The sequence below is a fragment of the Corynebacterium sp. MSK195 genome, assembly GCF_030228885.1.
In the GTDB taxonomy this organism is placed as follows: Bacteria; Actinomycetota; Actinomycetes; order Mycobacteriales; family Mycobacteriaceae; genus Corynebacterium.
This window is the reverse complement of the sequence record NZ_JASPGT010000008.1, coordinates 1-16,551: the sequence shown is the minus strand read 5'-3', so window position 1 is coordinate 16,551 and position 16,551 is coordinate 1. Positions and strand designations below refer to the sequence as shown.

Sequence of the window (16,551 nt, the reverse complement as noted above, 5' to 3'; positions counted from 1 at the left end):
TTCCTGTTGAGGCATTAGCTGGAAGCAGTAGAGCCTTCGCGAGCATATGCTCGCGAAGGCTCTTTCTTATTGCGGGCGCAGTTTCGGTGGGTTCTCTTGCAAGGCGTTCGCCATTACCCTCCCTTCGCGCTCATCGGCGCAGCGGATTCCGCGGCGAAAGCACCGCTGGTGAGCGCGAAGGGAGGCGGGGTAGAGGAAGGCGGGAGGAAGCGTGGACCTAGGCAGAACGGGCGGCCTTTTGTCTGGCGGAGATGGTGGAAATGAGGTCGGTCAGGAAGCGGGTGGGGCGGTCGATGAGTTGCCGCGGGGTATAGCAGAGGACGGTGAAGCCGGCCTCGCGCAGACGTCGGTGGCGCTCACGCTGGTGGGGAAGTGCTTTCGCGGGGATGATGTCGATGAGGTAGGCGCTGTTGATACATAGGGCGGTCGTGATGCCAGGCAGCGCGTTAAACGGCGCCTCGAAAAACATGGGCCAGGGGAAATCGGCCTCAATGATAAGGGCGCGGGCGAAAGACTCGTAGGGAGAGCGGGAAAGAGCAGAGGCGTGGTGGATTACGGCGCGGACGATGCGGCTATTGCGCACCCGGCCCATGCGGGCGAACTCTTCCTTGAGGTCTTCCCGGTTGAGGCCGGAGCGCAAAGCGGAGTCGGCAGCGATGAGGCCGTCGGTGAAGCCGTGGTAGCGGGCGACGTCGATAACCGCGCGGGCCTTGGAAACGCAGCGGGTGCCGTCCACGAGGACGGGTTCGGGAAGTAAAGCCTTGCGGTAGATGCGCTCGGGATGGCGCCGGTCCTTGTGGGGAAGCGTATTGGTGGGAAGGGCCATTTCAATCTTTTCCTCGGCCGTGGCGATGACCCACAGTCCGTGCACGCGGGCGGCGGACTTGGAGATGAGCACCGCGGTATAGGCACTGCGGGCGGCGGCGATGGCGCGCAGACGCAGCTGGGAGGGGAAGTCGAGGCAATGGTAGTGATCGCGCTGGACTGCGATGCGTGGTGCGAGTTTGAGGTAGGTGCCGTTTTTCAGGTCGGTCCAAAAGGTGGGGTGGTTGGTGCGGATGGAGTCGATATTGGTCAGTGGTGGTGTCATGACTCCTAGGAAAGGGCACGCTGCCGGCTGGTGCGAGGAGGTGGCGGCCGGGCCTGTGGATAACAAGGCCGCAGGGAAAGGAGAGTGAGCGAAGTGGCGGCTGGGAAAGTTACGGCCACAGTTATCCACAGTCCGGGAAGTAGCCCTTGCGCGTGGGCGCGAAAACGGCAAAGCCCGCGCCGGCCACGATGAAGCGGGCACGGGCGCGGGCGAGGACGCGGCGGGAACTAGACGGCCGGGGGAGGGGTGACCTTATCTAGCTGCTCAGTAATCTGCGGCCACAGTTGGCCCATGATGTCGTCCCAGGTGAGGATCCACACGGCGTTGTCCTTATCGGCCTTGCCCACCATGACAAGCTGCTCGTTGCGAGCGCGCATGTGGTCCAGAGTCTTTTGAACGGTGGTGGAAGAAGACACGGACAGGGCAGGGCGGGAGAACTCGAGAACCGGGGTCTCTGGTTCTGCCAGCAAGGTATCGCGCACATGGACCACGCGGGGGACGCGGGAGTCTTTAGGGAAGACCAGCACGCGCATGATGTTCTTGCGCACGACGAGGTCTTGGAGGTCGTCCACGGTGGCGTCGGAAGGCAGGGGCACTACCTCCGAGCCGTGCTCGCGGGCCATGGCGCCCACGGTGGAGTTTTCCAACTCGATGACATCAGAAATCTGGTTGGCAGACTCATCATCCAAAGCGCCGGTCTCGCGGGAGTGCTCGACCAAGGTGCGCAGGGTTTCGGCGTCGTAGCCGGCCGCACCGGCGCGGTCGACGGGCTCTTCGCCGGCCATGGAGACCATTTTGTTGGCCATGACGTTGATCCACTTCAGCAGCGGGCGGAAGATCCACACGAAGCCGCGTGCAGGGACCGCGATGAACTGCAGGGCGGTCTCTGGGTGGGTAATAGCCCAAGACTTCGGTGCCATTTCACCCAGCACGAGGTGGAGGAAAGTGACGATGAAGAGGGCGAGGAGGAAGCTGACGACGTCGGCAATGCCTAGCGGCAGGCCCGCGGCCTCCAGCGGAGCCATGAGCAGGTGGTGCACCCAGGGCTTGGTCACAGCACCGAGCACAAAAGTGGCGGCGGTAATGCCCAGCTGCGCGCCGGCGAGCATGATGGTCAGCTCATTGAGCGAGCGCAGGCCGGCGCGGGCGGTGCGGGAGTTTTCCGCATCCTCTTCCAAACGGTTGCGGCGAGCGCCCATCAAGGAGAACTCGATAATCACAAAGAAGCCGGAAGCGGCGATGATAAGCAGGGTCACGAGGAGGTTAAACCACCAAGATTCGGTCATTATGCGTCCTCCTTCTTAGCGGCATCATCGGAGCGGTCGGAGTAATCCTCCACCAGCTCGATGGCAAGCACGGACGGCACGTGGCGGTCCACCTCTTGCACGCGCAGGCGGATGGAGCGAACGGGGGCCTCATCGTGGTCCACCCAGTCTTCGGGCTCGGCCTCGAGCTGGATGGTGTGTTCCTCGCCTACCTCAGGCAGCGCACCGGAGTGCGCAATGACGAGGCCGGCGACGGTCTCAAAGTCGCCCTCAGGCAGGTCGTGGCCGATAGCGCGCTCAATCTCATCAATCGGCGTATCGCCGTCGACCAACCAGTGGGAATCGTCCTGCTCGGTGATTTCCTCGGTTTCTTCGATATCGTGCTCATCGGTGACATCGCCCAAGATCTCCTCGGCCAAGTCCTCCATGGTCACGATTCCCACAAAGCCGCCGTATTCATCGATAACGCACGCCATCTTCTGGTCGCTATCGCGCAGCTCTTCCACCACATCCGGCAGCGGCATCAGCTCAGGGACCACGACGGCCTCCTGCATGATGCTGGTGGCCTTGGTGGCGGCGGGCAGGTCGCTTCCCAGGACGTCGATAAGATGCACCACGCCGATTGGATTGTGTTCATCGTCGATGACGGGGTAGCGCGTGTGGTCGGTAGACATCATCTCGCGGACCTCACCGAGGGTGGTGTCCGGATCAATGACGTCCACACGGGAGCGTGGAATCATGGCGTGTTCAACGTCGTGCTCTGGGAAGTCCAGCAGGCGGTCTAGCACCATGTAGGTATTCTCATCCAGATCGCCGGCCTCGTGGGAGGAATCCACGATGGATTCCAGGTCATCGGCGGTGGCAGAGGAATCGACGTCTTCTACCGGTTCGATGCCAAAGAGCTTGAGGATGGCATTGGAAGAGTACTCAAAGAAGTGGATGAGCCAGCCAAATAGTCGCAGGTAAAGCTGTGTGGAGGCGGCCAGCCAGCGCGCCGTCTTCATCGGTGCGGCGATGGTGTAGTTCTTGGGGAAGAGCTCCGCAAACAGCATCGTCGCAATCGTGGAGATGAAAAGTGCCGCGATGGTACCAACGGTGACTGACACCGCGGAGGGAACGCCGACGCCGCCCAGCAACGTACCCAGTCCTTGGCCCACGAGCGGCTCGGCCACATAGCCGATGAGCAGGCCGGTAATCGTAATACCGAGCTGCGCGCCGGAGAGCATAAAGGAGGTCTGCTGAGTAATAGCCAGCGCGCGTTGTGCTGTCTTATCCCCCTCAGCAGCCTGGGACCGCAGCTGCGTGCGGTCCACGGACATATAGGAAAATTCTTGAGCCACGAAGTATGCGTTCGCGACGATGATGAGGCCAATGACTACGAAGCCGGCCAGAATCATCAAAATAGCCGATAACATGATTTACTCCCCACCGCCTAAAAGGAGGTAGGGACATCGACTCGGAGGTTCCACTGAGGGTGCCTTTCTACTTGGGAAGATGGAAACATACTACATGCTTAACCCCGCTTTCGGCCATTTTGTTCCCGGCCTATTAGGGTTTTATCCATGACTGAACCCTTCGGGCTGTATATCCATGTTCCTTTCTGCGCCACTCGTTGCGGGTACTGCGATTTCAATACCTATACCCCAGGCGAGCTTGGCAGCCCGCGCGATCTCACCGGCCCCTACCTGGATGCCTTGGACCGCGAGCTGGAGTTGGCGGCCGCGCGCGTGGGCCGCCCGGCCGAGACCGTTTTCATTGGCGGCGGCACGCCTTCGCTGCTGGGCGGGAAGGGCCTGAGCCGCATCTTGAACACCGTCCGTTCCACCTTTGGCCTGAAACCTGGGGCGGAGGTCACCACCGAATCCAATCCGGAGTCCACCTCGCCGGAGTATTTTGCCCAGCTTGCCGACGCCGGCTATACCCGCATCAGCCTCGGCATGCAGTCCGCATCCCCGGGCGTTCTCCAAGTCCTCGAGCGCGCCCATACCCCCGGCCGCGCCTTTGCCGCCGCCCGCGAGGCCCGCGCCGCCGGCTTCGAGCACGTCAACCTCGACATGATCTATGGCACGCCCACCGAAACGGATGACAACGTGCGCGAGACCTTGGACCGAGTGCTAGAAACCGGCGTAGACCACGTCAGTGCTTATTCCCTCATCGTAGAAGACGGCACCCGCATGGCGCGCAAAGTCAATAAAGGTATCCTGCCCGCCCCCGATGAGGACGTGCTGGCACGGCGCTATGAGATGATTTCTACCACCCTCGAGGCAGAAGGCTTCGAGTGGTACGAGGTCTCCAACTGGTCTAAGCCCGGCGGCGAGTGCGAGCACAACCGCATCTACTGGGTAGACGGCAATTGGTGGGGCGCCGGCCCAGGCGCTCACTCGCACTTGGGTAACGAGCGCTTCTTTAACGTCAAGCACCCCTCGCGCTATATCGACGCCCTCAGCCGCGACGAGCTGCCCATCAAAGAAACCGAGACGCTTACCGACGCCGACCGCCACATGGAGAAAATCATGCTCGGCCTGCGTCTGCGCGAGGGCATCCCGGAGGCCTGGCTTGATGCCCACGCTTCCCCCGCCCTCGAGCGCTTCATCGGCCGCGGTCTACTCGAACGTGCCGGCGACCGCGTACGTATCACCAAGCCCGGCCGCCTGCTGGCCGATGGCATCATCACCGATCTCCTCGTCGCCGAAGAAACCTAATCCCCCTCCCGTCTAAACTTGAAAGCACGTGAAATAGCCAAGCGAATAGGAGCGCCATAGTGTCTACCTCAACCGATGCCCGCCGCAAGGAAGTCCTGCGCGCCATCGTGGCGGACTATATTGCCTCCCAGGAGCCCGTTGGCTCTAAATCGCTCTTGGAGCGCTACCAATTGGGAGTTTCCTCGGCCACCATCCGCAATGACATGGCCGTGCTCGAATCCCAGGGCCTTATCTCCCAGCAGCACGCCAGCTCCGGCCGCGTGCCCACCCAGCAGGGCTACCGCCACTTTGTGGACTCCCTCCACGAGGTCAAGCCGCTTTCGGCCCCGGAGCGCCGCGCCATGCTCAACTTCTTGGAAGGCGGCGTCGACTTGGAGGATGTGCTACGCCGCTCGGTGCAGCTACTGGCGCAGGTGACGAAGCAGGCGGCTGTCGTCCAACTGCCCAATCTCAAGGTATCCCGCGTCAAACATTGCGAGGTCGTGGCGCTTTCCCCAGTGCGCCTGCTGCTGGTGCTTATCACCGATAACGGCCGCGTGGATCAGCGCAATGTGGAGCTCGATGAAATCATCGACCAGGACCAGACCTTCCGCCTGCGCGACATCGTCAATAGCGCGCTAGTGGGCAAGACGCTTAGCGACGCCTCCGTGGAGCTCGCCCACCTCGTCGACGACGCCCCCTTGGATATCCGCCACCACGTGCTCAAGGTGGCCACCACCCTCATCGAGACCCTAGTGGAGCAGCCCTCCGACCGGCTGATTATGGCCGGTGCTTCTAACCTGACGCGCGTGGCGCGCGAGTTTCCGGAAGGGTTGCCCAAGATTATTGAGGCACTAGAAGAGCAGGTCGTCGTCCTCAAGCTGCTTGCCCGCGTGCCCGATCTGGGCAACGTCTCCGTGGTCATCGGTGAGGAAAACGAGGAAGACCAGCTGCGCCAAGCCTCCGTGGTGGCCACGGGCTATGGCCTGGGCACCGGCGATGAGGTGGCCACACTCGGCGGCCTCGGCGTGGTGGGGCCTACCTTTATGGATTACTCGGGAACAATTTCTAAGGTCTCTGCCGTTGCACGGTATGTGAGCGAAATTTTGGCCGGCGAGCAGTGCGAGTAAACTGGCTGGCCGCGCATTATTTTTTCAAGTTAACCCCAACAAGACGAATTAGAAGGAATATCTCTTACAGTGGCTCGTGACTATTACGGCATCCTCGGTGTTGATAAAAACGCAACTGACCAGGAGATTAAGAAGGCCTACCGCAAAATGGCCCGCAAGTATCACCCGGATCTGAACCCGGATGATGACGCTGCCGCGGAAAAGTTCCGCGATGCCGCGCTGGCCCAGGAGGTCCTGCTGGATCCGCAAAAGCGCCAGATCGTGGACATGGGCGGCGACCCCATGGAGCAGGGAGGTGGCGGTGCCGGTGCCGGCGGCTTTGGCGGCTTCGGTGGCGGCGGCCTCGGCGATATCTTCGCCGAATTCTTTGGCGGCGGTGCCGGCGGTTCCCGCGGCCCGAAGTCCCGCGTCCAGCCGGGCAACGATGCCCTGCTGCGCACCCGCATCACCCTGGAGGAGGCCTACACCGGCCTAAAGAAGAAGGTCACCGTGGATACCGCGGTGCTGTGCGATAGCTGTGGTGGCACCGGTTCCGAGTCCAAGGCCAAGCCGGTTACCTGTGATAACTGCAATGGCATGGGTGAAATCCAGGAGATGCAGCGCAGCTTCTTGGGCAACGTTATGACCACCCGCCCGTGCCCGAAGTGCCAGGGCTTCGGCGAGGTCATCACTGATCCGTGCAACCACTGCGCCGGCGATGGCCGCGTGAAGAAGCGCCGCGATATCACCGTTAATATCCCGGCCGGTATCAATGACGGTATGCGTATCCGCATGGCTTCCCAGGGCGAGGTCGGCCACGGTGGCGGCCCAGCCGGTGACCTCTACGTCGAGGTCCACACGGAGGAGCACCCCGTCTTCCAGCGCAACGCCGATGACCTGAACCTCACCGTGCGCGTGCCGATGATTGACGCCGCCTTGGGCACCAACTTCACCATCGATCAGCTAAGTGGCGAAGAGCTCACCATCGACATCGAGCCGGGTACCCAGCCGGGCGAGTCCATCAAGGTCGATGGCGCCGGCATGCCGCGCCTGCGCACCGATGGCTACGGTAACCTCTTTGCCCACGTGGACGTCGTTGTGCCGAAGGACCTGGACCGCAAGACCCGCGAGTCCCTGGAGAAGATCCGCAACTCCCGCGACGAGGGCGCGCGCGTGCGCACCACCGGTGATGGCCAAGAGGAATCCTTCTTCAGCCGCATTCGCGATAAGTTCCGCCGCTAATGTCGCTGCCCGTCTTCATCCACCCGGATCTTTCCGCCGCGCGCACCGGCGAGGCCTTCAGCTTTTCCGGCCCGGAGGCCCGCCATGCCGTGACGGTCAAGCGCATGGGGGAGGGCGAGCGCCTCGAGCTTATCGACGGCACCGGTATCCGCCTCACCCTCACCATCACCGCCACCTCGGGCAAGGACTCCTTGGAGGGCACGGTCGAGTCCATCGTGACCGCGCCCGAGCCCACCCCACGCGTGACCGTGGTGCAGGCCATTCCGAAATCCGAGCGCGCCGAGCTCGCCGTGGATCTTGCCACCCAGGCCGGCGCCGATGAGATCATCGCCTGGCAAGCGGATCGCTGCGTGGCTAAATGGGACGGTAAAAAGGCGCCAAAGGCGGTGGCCAAGTGGCAGGCGGCCGCCGATTCCGCGGCCAAACAATCTCGTCGCGCTCGCATCCCACAGGTGCGCGGCCCGCTGACCACCCCGCAAGTTGTCCAAGAACTCACCGGCGGCCGCGGCGGCGCTTCCTCTAACGCACCCACTGTGCTCGTCCTGCACGAAGAGGCTACCGCCTCCATCAAGGATGTGCCGCTCACAGAGGACGTCGTCCTGCTCGTCGGCCCCGAGGGCGGCATTGGCGACGCCGAGCTCGATCGCCTCAAAGAAGCCGGCGCTACGCCCATCAAGCTCGGCCCGGAAGTGCTGCGCACGGCGAGTGCGGCAATGGTGGCGCTGGCGGCAATCGGCATGCGCACCGAGCGTTGGTAGCAGGCGCTGGTAGCCTAAAGCACGTGCCTATCATCACGAAGAAATGTGAGCTCGATTCCGCCTACGTCAGCAGCGTGCTGGGCAGTGCGGACGATAACCTGCGCGTGCTCAATAACCGCCTGGATGCGGACCTTTTTGCCCGCGGCAATGTCGTCACCGTCACCGGTCCGGATTATGAGGTTGCCCGCGCCGCCAAGATCCTCGATGAGCTCGAGGCCATCGCCCGCCGCGGCCACGCCGTGTCCACCGATACGGTCAAGCACACCATGGACATGGTGGCCGTGGAGGCGCCGCAGTCGGTGTCGGCGGCGCTGGCGGCGGACATCGTTAAGCGCCGCGGCAAGGCCGTCCGCCCGAAGACGGTGGGGCAGTCTGAATACGTGCAGGCCATCGACGATAATACGGTAGTTTTCGGTATCGGCCCGGCCGGTTCCGGCAAGACCTACCTGGCGGTGGCCAAGGCTGTGCAGGCGCTGCAGACCAAGCAGGTCTCGCGCATTATTCTCACCCGCCCGGCCGTGGAGGCAGGGGAGAAGCTCGGCTTTTTGCCGGGCACGCTCAATGACAAGATTGACCCGTACCTGCGCCCGCTGTATGACGCCCTGCGGGACATGCTCGACCCAGAAATGATTCCTAAGCTCATGGAAGCCGGCATCATCGAGGTCGCCCCGCTGGCCTATATGCGCGGCCGCACGTTGAATGATGCTTTTGTCATCCTCGACGAGGCTCAAAACACCACGCCGGCGCAGATGAAGATGTTCCTCACCCGTCTGGGCTTTGGTTCCAAGATCGTGGTCACCGGCGATGTCTCGCAGGTGGATCTCCCGCACGGCCAGGTCTCGGGCCTGCGCATCGTGCGCCGCATCCTGCGCAATGTGGAAGATATACACTTTGCGGACCTGGGCTCTAAGGACGTGGTGCGCCACCAGCTGGTCGGGCGCATCGTCAATGCGTATGAGACCTTTGATAATAAGAAAGCCGCTGAATACGAGGGAATGGAATGAGTATCGAGTTTCTCAATGAATCCGGCTTCGAAGGCGTCAACGAGGAGATGCTGATTGACGTCGCCTCTTATGCCTTCGGCGCCATGGACATCAACCCCGATGCCGAGTGCACCATCACCTGTGTGGATTTGAAGACCATCGAGGATCTCCATGTGCGCTGGATGGATCTGGAAGGCCCCACCGATGTTATGAGCTTCCCCATGGACGAGCTCACCCCTGGCGCCATCGCTGGTGGCGGCCGCCCCGATGCCGCCGACCCGGGCCCAGCCATGCTGGGCGATATCGTCCTGTGCCCCGAGTTTGCCCTGCGCCAGGCGGAGGCCGCCGGCCACTCCCTAGGCCACGAGCTGGCCCTGCTTACCGTCCATGGTTGCCTGCACCTGCTGGGCTATGACCACTCCACTCCGGCCGAAGAGAAGGAAATGTTCGGCCGGCAAAACGAGCTGCTCGCGGATTGGTACGACGACGCAGCCGAGCGCGGCGTTTCCTATCAGCCCAAGCCTTCTGGCCCGAAGGCTTTTCCTGACGCCGCCGAGCGTGCCAACCTAGACAAGCAGGTTCCCGGCGGCGGAATCCCTGCGGTGGGCGAGCCACAAGATCGGCCCGAGGAATAATTTTTCCTTTTTCTTTTGTGGGCGCATAAGCCGCGTAGCACAATAGATAGCTATGACTATCCTTTCCATCCAGTCCCACGTCACCTACGGCCACGTTGGCAACTCCGCGGCCGTCTTTCCCCTGCAGCGCGCCGGCCATGAGGTATGGCCGGTCCACACGGTGAATTTCTCCAACCACACCGGCTACGGTGACTGGGGCGGACCGATGATTCCCGCCAGCGACGTCACTTCCATCATCGACGGCATTGAAAAGCGCGGCGCCTTCCCGCAGATCGACGCCATCCTTTCTGGCTACCAGGGAGGCGCCGACATTGCCGACGCCATCGTGGAAACCGTCCGCCGCATCAAGGCCGCCAACCCCAAGGCCCTCTACGCCTGCGATCCCGTGATGGGTAATGCCAAGTCCGGCTGCTTCGTCTCCGATGAGATCCCTCCGCTGTTGCGCGACCGCGTCGTGCCCGTCGCCGATATCATCACCCCCAACCAGTTTGAGTTGGGCTACCTCACCGATTCCGAGGTAGGCACCCTTGATCAAACGCTCGCCGCAGTAAAGAAGGCGCAGGAAATCGGCCCGAAGACCGTGCTGGTTACCTCCGTTAGGCGCCCCGAGACTGCCGACGACCAGATTGAGATGCTCGCCGTCGACGGCGACCGCGCCTTCCTCGTGTCCACGCCACTGCTGCCGTTCAAGCGCAACGGCTCCGGCGATGTTACCGCCGCCCTGTTTACCGGCCACTACACCGAGACCAGCGACGTCAAGGAGTCCCTGCGTCGCACCGCCTCTTCCGTATATGACCTGCTGGAAAACACCTACGAGGCCGAGACTGCCGAGCTCCAGCTCATCCAATCCCAAGATGTATTCGCGCATCCGCGAATGCAGTTCCACGCCGAGGAGCTTTAATTCACGCTTGGGCCTAATCTGCTAGGTCTATCGAGTGTCTGCCGAGCTGAGTAAACCTTCCCCTCAGCTCGGCTCTCTTATTTCGTCAAGGGCGGCTTACGATGAGTCTCTTATACGAGACTACTTCTCCGAGCGAAAAGTGTGACGTACCACTAGTGCGTCAGTAATATGGCTCCTGCCACATTATCTACTTTGCGATAGGAGCCCACTATGTCCAGCACTGGCAGCATCAGCGCATCCCCCGACGGCCTGTTGATGGCCCTCATTCAGTACCCCGTACCTGTGGTCAATACCCCGGAAGACGTCCAGGCCAGCGTGGACGAAATCTGCCGCATGGTGGGTTCCACCAAGGCGGGCTACCCAGACCTCGACCTTATTGTCTTCCCGGAGTATTCTTCCTCCGGTCTCAACACCAAAATTTGGTTCTATGATGAATTCCTCATCGGCCTCGATGACCCAAAGGTGGACCAGTTCAAGCAGGCCTGCAAGGACAATGATGTCTGGGGCGTCTTTTCCATCATGGAGCCAAACCATGAGGAAGGAAAGCCACCTTTCAACACCGCCATCATCATTAACTCCGATGGTGAAATCGCACTGCACTACCGCAAGCTTCAGCCGTGGACTCCTATCGAGCCTTGGTACCCAGGCGATCTGGGCATGCCGGTTTGTGACGGACCAAAGGGCTCCAAGCTTGCCGTGAACATTTGCCACGACGGCATGTTCCCTGAGCTCGCGCGCGAGGCTGCATACAAGGGTGCCAACGTCTATATCCGTATCTCTGGCTACTCCACGCAGACCCAGGATCAGTGGATCATGACCAATAAGACGAATGCCTTCCAAAACCTGATGTACACCGCATCCGTAAACTTGGCTGGCTACGACAACACCTTCTACTACTTCGGTGAAGGTAACGTCTGCAATTACGACGGCCACATGATTTCTGAGGGCCACCGTAATCCGGGCGAAATCGTCACTGCCGAAATCTTCCCAGAGCTGGCTGACAAGGCCCGTATCAATTGGGGCCTAGAAAACAACATCTTCAACCTGGGCAACCGCGGGTACGTGGGCTACCCCGGCGGCAAGACCGATAACTATCTCACCTGGGTCGAGGACCTAGCCAAGGGCGAGTACAAGCTGCCGTGGGCTGACGACGTCCGCATCAAGGACGGCTGGAAGTACTACCCGGACGGCCCGCAGCTCGGCCCTCTGCCGGACGAGTTTAAGTAAGCTCCTCTAATCCACCATCAAAGCCCTGCACCCATCTCTATGGGCGCAGGGCTTTGACGTTGCTTAACGCACTGCCTTCTCTCTGTTAATACTCGTGGCCTTCAACCGCACCCATATCCGAATCCGCTAGCGCATCCGCAACTGCGCCAGACTCTGGTGCGTAGCCTGCATCTATATCGCCGTAGCTTTCGGAATAGTCCGAATCGGAAGGTGGAAGGCCTCCGTTGCACAGCTCGGCCCATTCCTCAGGGTACTTATAGCGACCTTCCTCACCGCCGCAGACTCCTTCGGCTCGAACAGATCTCTGTAGCGCTGGAGTGTTGCAGAGCTCAGTTTGGTGCCAAGATCCATCGGAGAAGTGTCCAACTGCCCCTAATCCAATATCGCAATACAGTAACTCCGGCTCCGCGGCTGCAGCCGGAGGTTGGGTCTCCGGTCCGGGGGCAATGCTTTCTTCCGGTTCTTCGGTTTCGGTTTCTTCGCTGCTGGTCGTGGCGGAAGAGGTGCTGCTTGAAGAACTAGTAGCGCTCGAAGTAGAGGTAGCTGAAGAACTAGTACTCGTCTCGGTGGATGTCTCAGAATCGGGCGAGGAGCATGCGGAAAGGATGAGAGTAAGAGCAGCGCCCAAAAGTAGGGCAGGGGATTTGCGGGGCATGAAGGGCCTTTCGGAGAGTGAGCGCGGTATGCGCTGGGGAGAAGAGGTTTCTCCATAGATTAGCCCTATGCCGTGTCACCGGTGCGAATTGGCTGCGAACTAATCGGAGATCTTGACTCCGTGGGCTATTATTGCGAGTAATGAGTTCTGATTTTGATGCACAGTTTGATGCGGCATTCGAGGGCTTGCCAGAAGACCCCGATGATGCCGTGCCGGAAGGCGCCGAAAATACGGCAGCCCCGCTTGATTATTCGCAATACACCGATACCCCGGAGGGATTCCGTTCGGGCTTCGTGTCCTTTGTAGGGCGTCCGAATACCGGCAAGTCCACCCTGACCAATGCCCTGGTGGGGCAGAAGATTGCGATTACCGCAGACCAGCCGGAGACTACCCGCCACACCATTCGCGGTTTGGTCCACCGCGATGATGCCCAGGTCATCGTCGTGGATACGCCGGGTCTGCACCGCCCGCGCACACTTCTGGGCGAGCGCCTCAACGAGGTAGTGAAAGACACCTATGCCGATGTGGATGTAATCGGCCTGACCATCCCGGCCGATGAAAAGATTGGCCCGGGTGACCGCTGGATCCTGGAAAACGTGCGCAGCATCGCGCCAAAGACCCCGATCATCGGCATCGTCACCAAGCTGGATAAGGCCAGCAAAGATCAGGTTGGCGCGCAGCTGCTGGCCCTGCACGAGCTGCTCTCCCAGGATGACCCGAATGCGGTAGTCATCCCGGTTTCCTCCAAGGAGGGTGTGCAACTGGATGAGCTGGTGCAGGTCATCGTGGACCACCTGCCGGAAGGTCCGAAGTTCTACCCGGATGATCACATCACCGATGAAGGCCAGGAAAAGCGCATCGAGGAACTCATTCGTGAAGCTGCTCTGTCCGGCTTGAAGGCGGAGCTGCCACACTCGGTGGCGGTGCAGGTTGATGAGATGCTGCCGTCGCGCACTCGTGAGGGCGTGCTGGATATCCATGCCATTTTGTACCTGGAGCGCCCAGGCCAGAAGCGCATTATCGAGGGCAAGGATGGCTTGCGCTTCCGCCGCATTGTGGGCAATGCCCGCAAGGAGATTATTAAGCTGCTGGGCCAAAACGTGTACCTGGACCTGCGTATCAAGGTGTTAAAGAACTGGCAGTCGGATCCGAAGTCGCTGGGCAGACTCGGTTTCTAAGCGGTTATGCGCGAGAACTATCGTGACCGCGCAGTGGTCATCCGCACCTATGACTTTGGTGAGGCCGATCGCGTCATAGTCCTGCTTACCCGCGATCATGGCCTCGTGCGCGCGGTAGCCAAGGGAGTGCGCCGTGCCAAGTCGCGCTTTGGTTCGCGCCTGCAGTTCTTCGTCAACCTCGATGTTCAGCTGTATGTGGGCAAGAATCTGGCCACCATTTCCCAGGCGGATACGGTCGACTACTTTGGCGCGCGCCTTATTGAGGACTATGAGCGCTACACGGCCGCGTGTGCAGTGCTGGAATCGGCCGAGCGCCTTGCATTTGCCGACGCCGCCCATGACCCCTACCTCTACGAATCCGTCACCGCGACCTTGGAGCAGCTGCAAACCGCGGACCCGACCATGGCGTTGGATGCCTTCTTGCTGCAGGCCATGGCGCATGCCGGCTGGGCGCCGAGCCTGTTCAACTGCGCCCAGTGCAACCGGCCGGGCCCGCACCACGCCTTTCACCCAGCGGTAGGCGGCGCGGCGTGCCACGAATGCCGTCCGCCAGGTGCCGCGGAGGTAGACCCGGAAACCCTGCACCACCTGTGGCTTTTGGCGCATAATCACCCGACGAACCCGACGAATGCGCAAAAGCAGGAGGGGCATCGCCTAGCGCGCGCACACCTGCAGTGGCACATGGAGCGCAATGTTTCCGCATTGCAGGTTATGGAGCAGTAGAATATAGCCCGTGATTACGCCAGACCCGAACCGCACTTTGACCCCGCCGAATATCCCGGATGAGTTCATCCCGCGCCATATTGCGCTGGTCATGGATGGCAACGGCCGCTGGGCCCAGGAGAAGGGCATGAAGCGCACCGAGGGGCATAGGCGCGGAGAAGCCGTGCTTCTCGACGTCGTCGATGCCTGCCTTGCCGCCGGCGTTCCCTACCTTTCGGCCTATGCCTTCTCCACGGAGAATTGGCGCCGCAGCCCCGAGGAGGTCCGCTTCCTTATGGGATTTAACCGCGACGTGCTGCGCCGCCAGCGTGAGTGGCTCAATGAGCGTGGCGTGCGCGTGGTGTGGGCGGGCCGCCGCCCGCGCCTGTGGCGCTCGGTTATTAAGGAGCTCGAGGCCGCTCAGGAGCTGACCAAGGACAATACCAAGATGACCTTGGCCATGTGCGTGAACTACGGCGGTAGGGCAGAGCTGGTAGATGGCTTTAGGGACATCGCCAAGCAGGTTGCCGCCGGCGAGCTCAATCCGCGTGATATTAAAGAAGAGACCATCGCGCAGCATCTTTATGACCCAGGCATGCCGGATGTGGATCTCTTCCTTCGCCCGTCCGGTGAGAAGCGCACCTCTAACTTCCTGCTCTGGCAGTCCGCCTACGCGGAGATGATTTACCAAGACAAACTCTTCCCGGATTTCACGCCGGAGGATCTCTTCGCCGCCATCGAGGAATACGCGCGGCGCGATCGCCGCTTCGGCGGCGTGAAGAAGTAGCGCGCAGCGTGGTTATTCCTCGGGGATGAAAATGTCCTCGATGCGGCAGGAAAAGTGGCGCGCGATCTGAAATGCGAGGGGGAGTGAAGGATCGTAGCGCCCTTTTTCAATACTGATGACTGTTTGGCGCGAGACACCTAACTCCGTAGCTAAGCCCTGCTGCGAAAGACCTTGGCTCTCGCGAATCTCTTTTAGCCGGTTGTCCATGGTTTAGCTCGCTGCTCGCTTATGGGCAAAGTAGCTAATGCCAAAGGTTCCAGTGACAAATACTCCCAAGATGATGGTGAGCATGGTGCCGGAAACCTGGAACTCCCAAAATGAGGAGACAACGCCTAGGCCGCCGATGCCAAAGAGCATGGCGTGCAGGGTGTTTTCGGAAGCCTGCGAATACCAATGGGATTCGATGGAGTTTTCCGGGTCGGGTGTTGCCCCGCGGATGGTGGACCGATCCACCATGAATCCCCAGCTAGCCGCCGTAGCAACAGGCAGGAGGCACAGCGAGTACACGGCAAAAGCTAGCCACGGCGAATCATCGTGCACGAACGCGGCCATGATGGCACCGGCGGCTGCTGCGATGGCTGCGCCTGCAGCCACGGACAAAGTAATGAGTTTGGTTTGCGTGCCTCCGAACTTGGGGCGGCCAAAGCGAGTGGTATTCACGGGAACCTCCTATAGTAAGCAGTTGTAAAGCGTGCTTGACACACACTATATGTCAAGGGTCCTTTACTGTAAAGGAGGCTTTACTATTTTGAGTAAATTCATTCTTAAGGATGAATGGCGGCCTTTTAAGGTGGGGGCATGGAAGCGGATAACATCAGGTTGAAAGATGCGCTTATTGGACTAGCGGCCGTCATTGCAATGGATGTCCTCTTAGTGGCGACAGTTTTTGTCATGATGAAGGCTGGTTTAACCACGGGTGGACTAGGCACGATCATGCCCGTTGCGCTTGCTCTTTCGGTGGTAGTGCCGACGACTGCATTGGTGTTCTACCTAAAACGGCGGGGAATTGGTCTCGGCTTTCTTCCTTTGGGTCGGCGTGGTTGGCACTTGGTATGGCAGGTTCCGCTCGCCATCTTTATGGCGGGAGCGGCAGCCGCAATAGTGGGCCCGCTGCTGGGATTATCGCCCTCGGAAAATACATCCTCCGCTGACGGGCGCGGTGCTATGGTGGTTATTTCTTTAGCGTGCTACCTATTTTTGGCGCCGCTGATAGAAGAAATTGTGTTTCGCCGCCTGCTCATGGGGTACTTGGATCGCAGTGTTGAAGCGTCCTGGGTTTAGTTCCGCTTCTTTTACGGCCCTGTGTTGATGGGCTGGGTGAAATAGTACTCGGTTTCT

The 16,551-nt window shown here is 60.6% G+C and carries 18 protein-coding genes; 13 read left to right on the top strand and 5 right to left on the bottom strand.

Features of this window, described 5'->3' with window-relative positions:
* Positions 1-217: 217 nt before the first annotated feature.
* The 3 genes from QP909_RS08550 to QP909_RS08540 form a co-directional block, all read right to left on the bottom strand.
* Positions 218-1,090: a hypothetical protein gene (locus QP909_RS08550; protein WP_284766928.1), complete on the bottom strand. Its 873-nt coding sequence runs from the start codon at positions 1,088-1,090 to the stop codon at positions 218-220.
* 227 nt (positions 1,091-1,317) lie between these two features.
* Complete coding sequence (locus QP909_RS08545) at positions 1,318-2,376, bottom strand: CNNM domain-containing protein (RefSeq protein WP_284766927.1); 1,059 nt, start codon at positions 2,374-2,376, stop codon at positions 1,318-1,320.
* Complete coding sequence (locus QP909_RS08540; protein ID WP_284766926.1) at positions 2,376-3,770, bottom strand: hemolysin family protein; 1,395 nt, start codon at positions 3,768-3,770, stop codon at positions 2,376-2,378. The genes QP909_RS08545 and QP909_RS08540 overlap by 1 nt, the downstream gene beginning before the upstream one ends.
* Before the next feature lie 147 nt (positions 3,771-3,917).
* Between QP909_RS08540 and hemW the strand changes: the two genes are divergently transcribed.
* From hemW to QP909_RS08480, 12 genes are all read left to right on the top strand, one after another.
* A complete protein-coding gene (hemW, locus tag QP909_RS08535) occupies positions 3,918-5,057 on the top strand; it encodes a radical SAM family heme chaperone HemW (protein WP_284766925.1) in 1,140 nt (379 codons plus the stop codon).
* A gap of 59 nt (positions 5,058-5,116) precedes the next feature.
* A complete protein-coding gene (gene hrcA, locus QP909_RS08530) occupies positions 5,117-6,166 on the top strand; it encodes a heat-inducible transcriptional repressor HrcA (protein ID WP_023020999.1) in 1,050 nt (349 codons plus the stop codon).
* A gap of 69 nt (positions 6,167-6,235) precedes the next feature.
* Positions 6,236-7,387 (top strand): molecular chaperone DnaJ, encoded by a 1,152-nt coding sequence (dnaJ, locus tag QP909_RS08525; protein WP_284766924.1) that lies wholly within the window; start codon positions 6,236-6,238, stop codon positions 7,385-7,387.
* Positions 7,387-8,145 (top strand): 16S rRNA (uracil(1498)-N(3))-methyltransferase, encoded by a 759-nt coding sequence (locus tag QP909_RS08520; RefSeq protein ID WP_284766923.1) that lies wholly within the window; start codon positions 7,387-7,389, stop codon positions 8,143-8,145. Before dnaJ ends, QP909_RS08520 begins: the two co-directional genes overlap by 1 nt.
* A gap of 23 nt (positions 8,146-8,168) precedes the next feature.
* Positions 8,169-9,149 carry a PhoH family protein gene (locus QP909_RS08515; protein WP_239280663.1) on the top strand — a complete coding sequence of 327 codons (981 nt, stop codon included), beginning with the start codon at positions 8,169-8,171 and terminating at the stop codon, positions 9,147-9,149.
* Entirely contained in the window at positions 9,146-9,763 is a 618-nt protein-coding gene (gene ybeY / locus QP909_RS08510; protein WP_005326445.1) for an rRNA maturation RNase YbeY, read from the top strand. Before QP909_RS08515 ends, ybeY begins: the two co-directional genes overlap by 4 nt.
* Before the next feature lie 52 nt (positions 9,764-9,815).
* Entirely contained in the window at positions 9,816-10,664 is an 849-nt protein-coding gene (gene pdxY / locus QP909_RS08505) for a pyridoxal kinase PdxY (protein ID WP_284766921.1), read from the top strand.
* A 210-nt stretch (positions 10,665-10,874) separates the two neighbouring features.
* On the top strand, positions 10,875-11,891 hold the full coding sequence (locus QP909_RS08500) for a formamidase (protein WP_284766919.1): 1,017 nt from the start codon (positions 10,875-10,877) through the stop codon (positions 11,889-11,891).
* Between the two features lie 446 nt (positions 11,892-12,337).
* Positions 12,338-12,604, top strand: a complete 267-nt coding sequence (locus QP909_RS08495; protein WP_284766918.1) for a hypothetical protein — start codon at positions 12,338-12,340, stop codon at positions 12,602-12,604.
* An 82-nt stretch (positions 12,605-12,686) separates the two neighbouring features.
* Positions 12,687-13,724: a GTPase Era gene (gene era, locus QP909_RS08490; protein ID WP_284766917.1), complete on the top strand. Its 1,038-nt coding sequence runs from the start codon at positions 12,687-12,689 to the stop codon at positions 13,722-13,724.
* Positions 13,725-13,730: 6 nt separating this feature from the next.
* Positions 13,731-14,447: a DNA repair protein RecO gene (gene recO / locus QP909_RS08485; RefSeq protein WP_284766916.1), complete on the top strand. Its 717-nt coding sequence runs from the start codon at positions 13,731-13,733 to the stop codon at positions 14,445-14,447.
* A 10-nt stretch (positions 14,448-14,457) separates the two neighbouring features.
* The gene (locus QP909_RS08480; RefSeq protein WP_080971264.1) at positions 14,458-15,213 is read left to right on the top strand and encodes an isoprenyl transferase; all 756 of its coding nucleotides are present in this window, start codon (positions 14,458-14,460) and stop codon (positions 15,211-15,213) included.
* 12 nt (positions 15,214-15,225) lie between these two features.
* Here the strand turns inward: QP909_RS08480 and QP909_RS08475 are convergent, their stop codons facing one another.
* Positions 15,226-15,420: a helix-turn-helix transcriptional regulator gene (locus tag QP909_RS08475; RefSeq protein ID WP_284766915.1), complete on the bottom strand. Its 195-nt coding sequence runs from the start codon at positions 15,418-15,420 to the stop codon at positions 15,226-15,228.
* A gap of 3 nt (positions 15,421-15,423) precedes the next feature.
* Entirely contained in the window at positions 15,424-15,873 is a 450-nt protein-coding gene (locus tag QP909_RS08470; protein ID WP_284766914.1) for a hypothetical protein, read from the bottom strand.
* Between the two features lie 138 nt (positions 15,874-16,011).
* On the opposite strand from QP909_RS08470, the gene QP909_RS08465 reads away from it, so the two are divergent.
* Entirely contained in the window at positions 16,012-16,494 is a 483-nt protein-coding gene (locus QP909_RS08465) for a hypothetical protein (protein WP_284766913.1), read from the top strand.
* Positions 16,495-16,551: the final 57 nt, after the last annotated feature.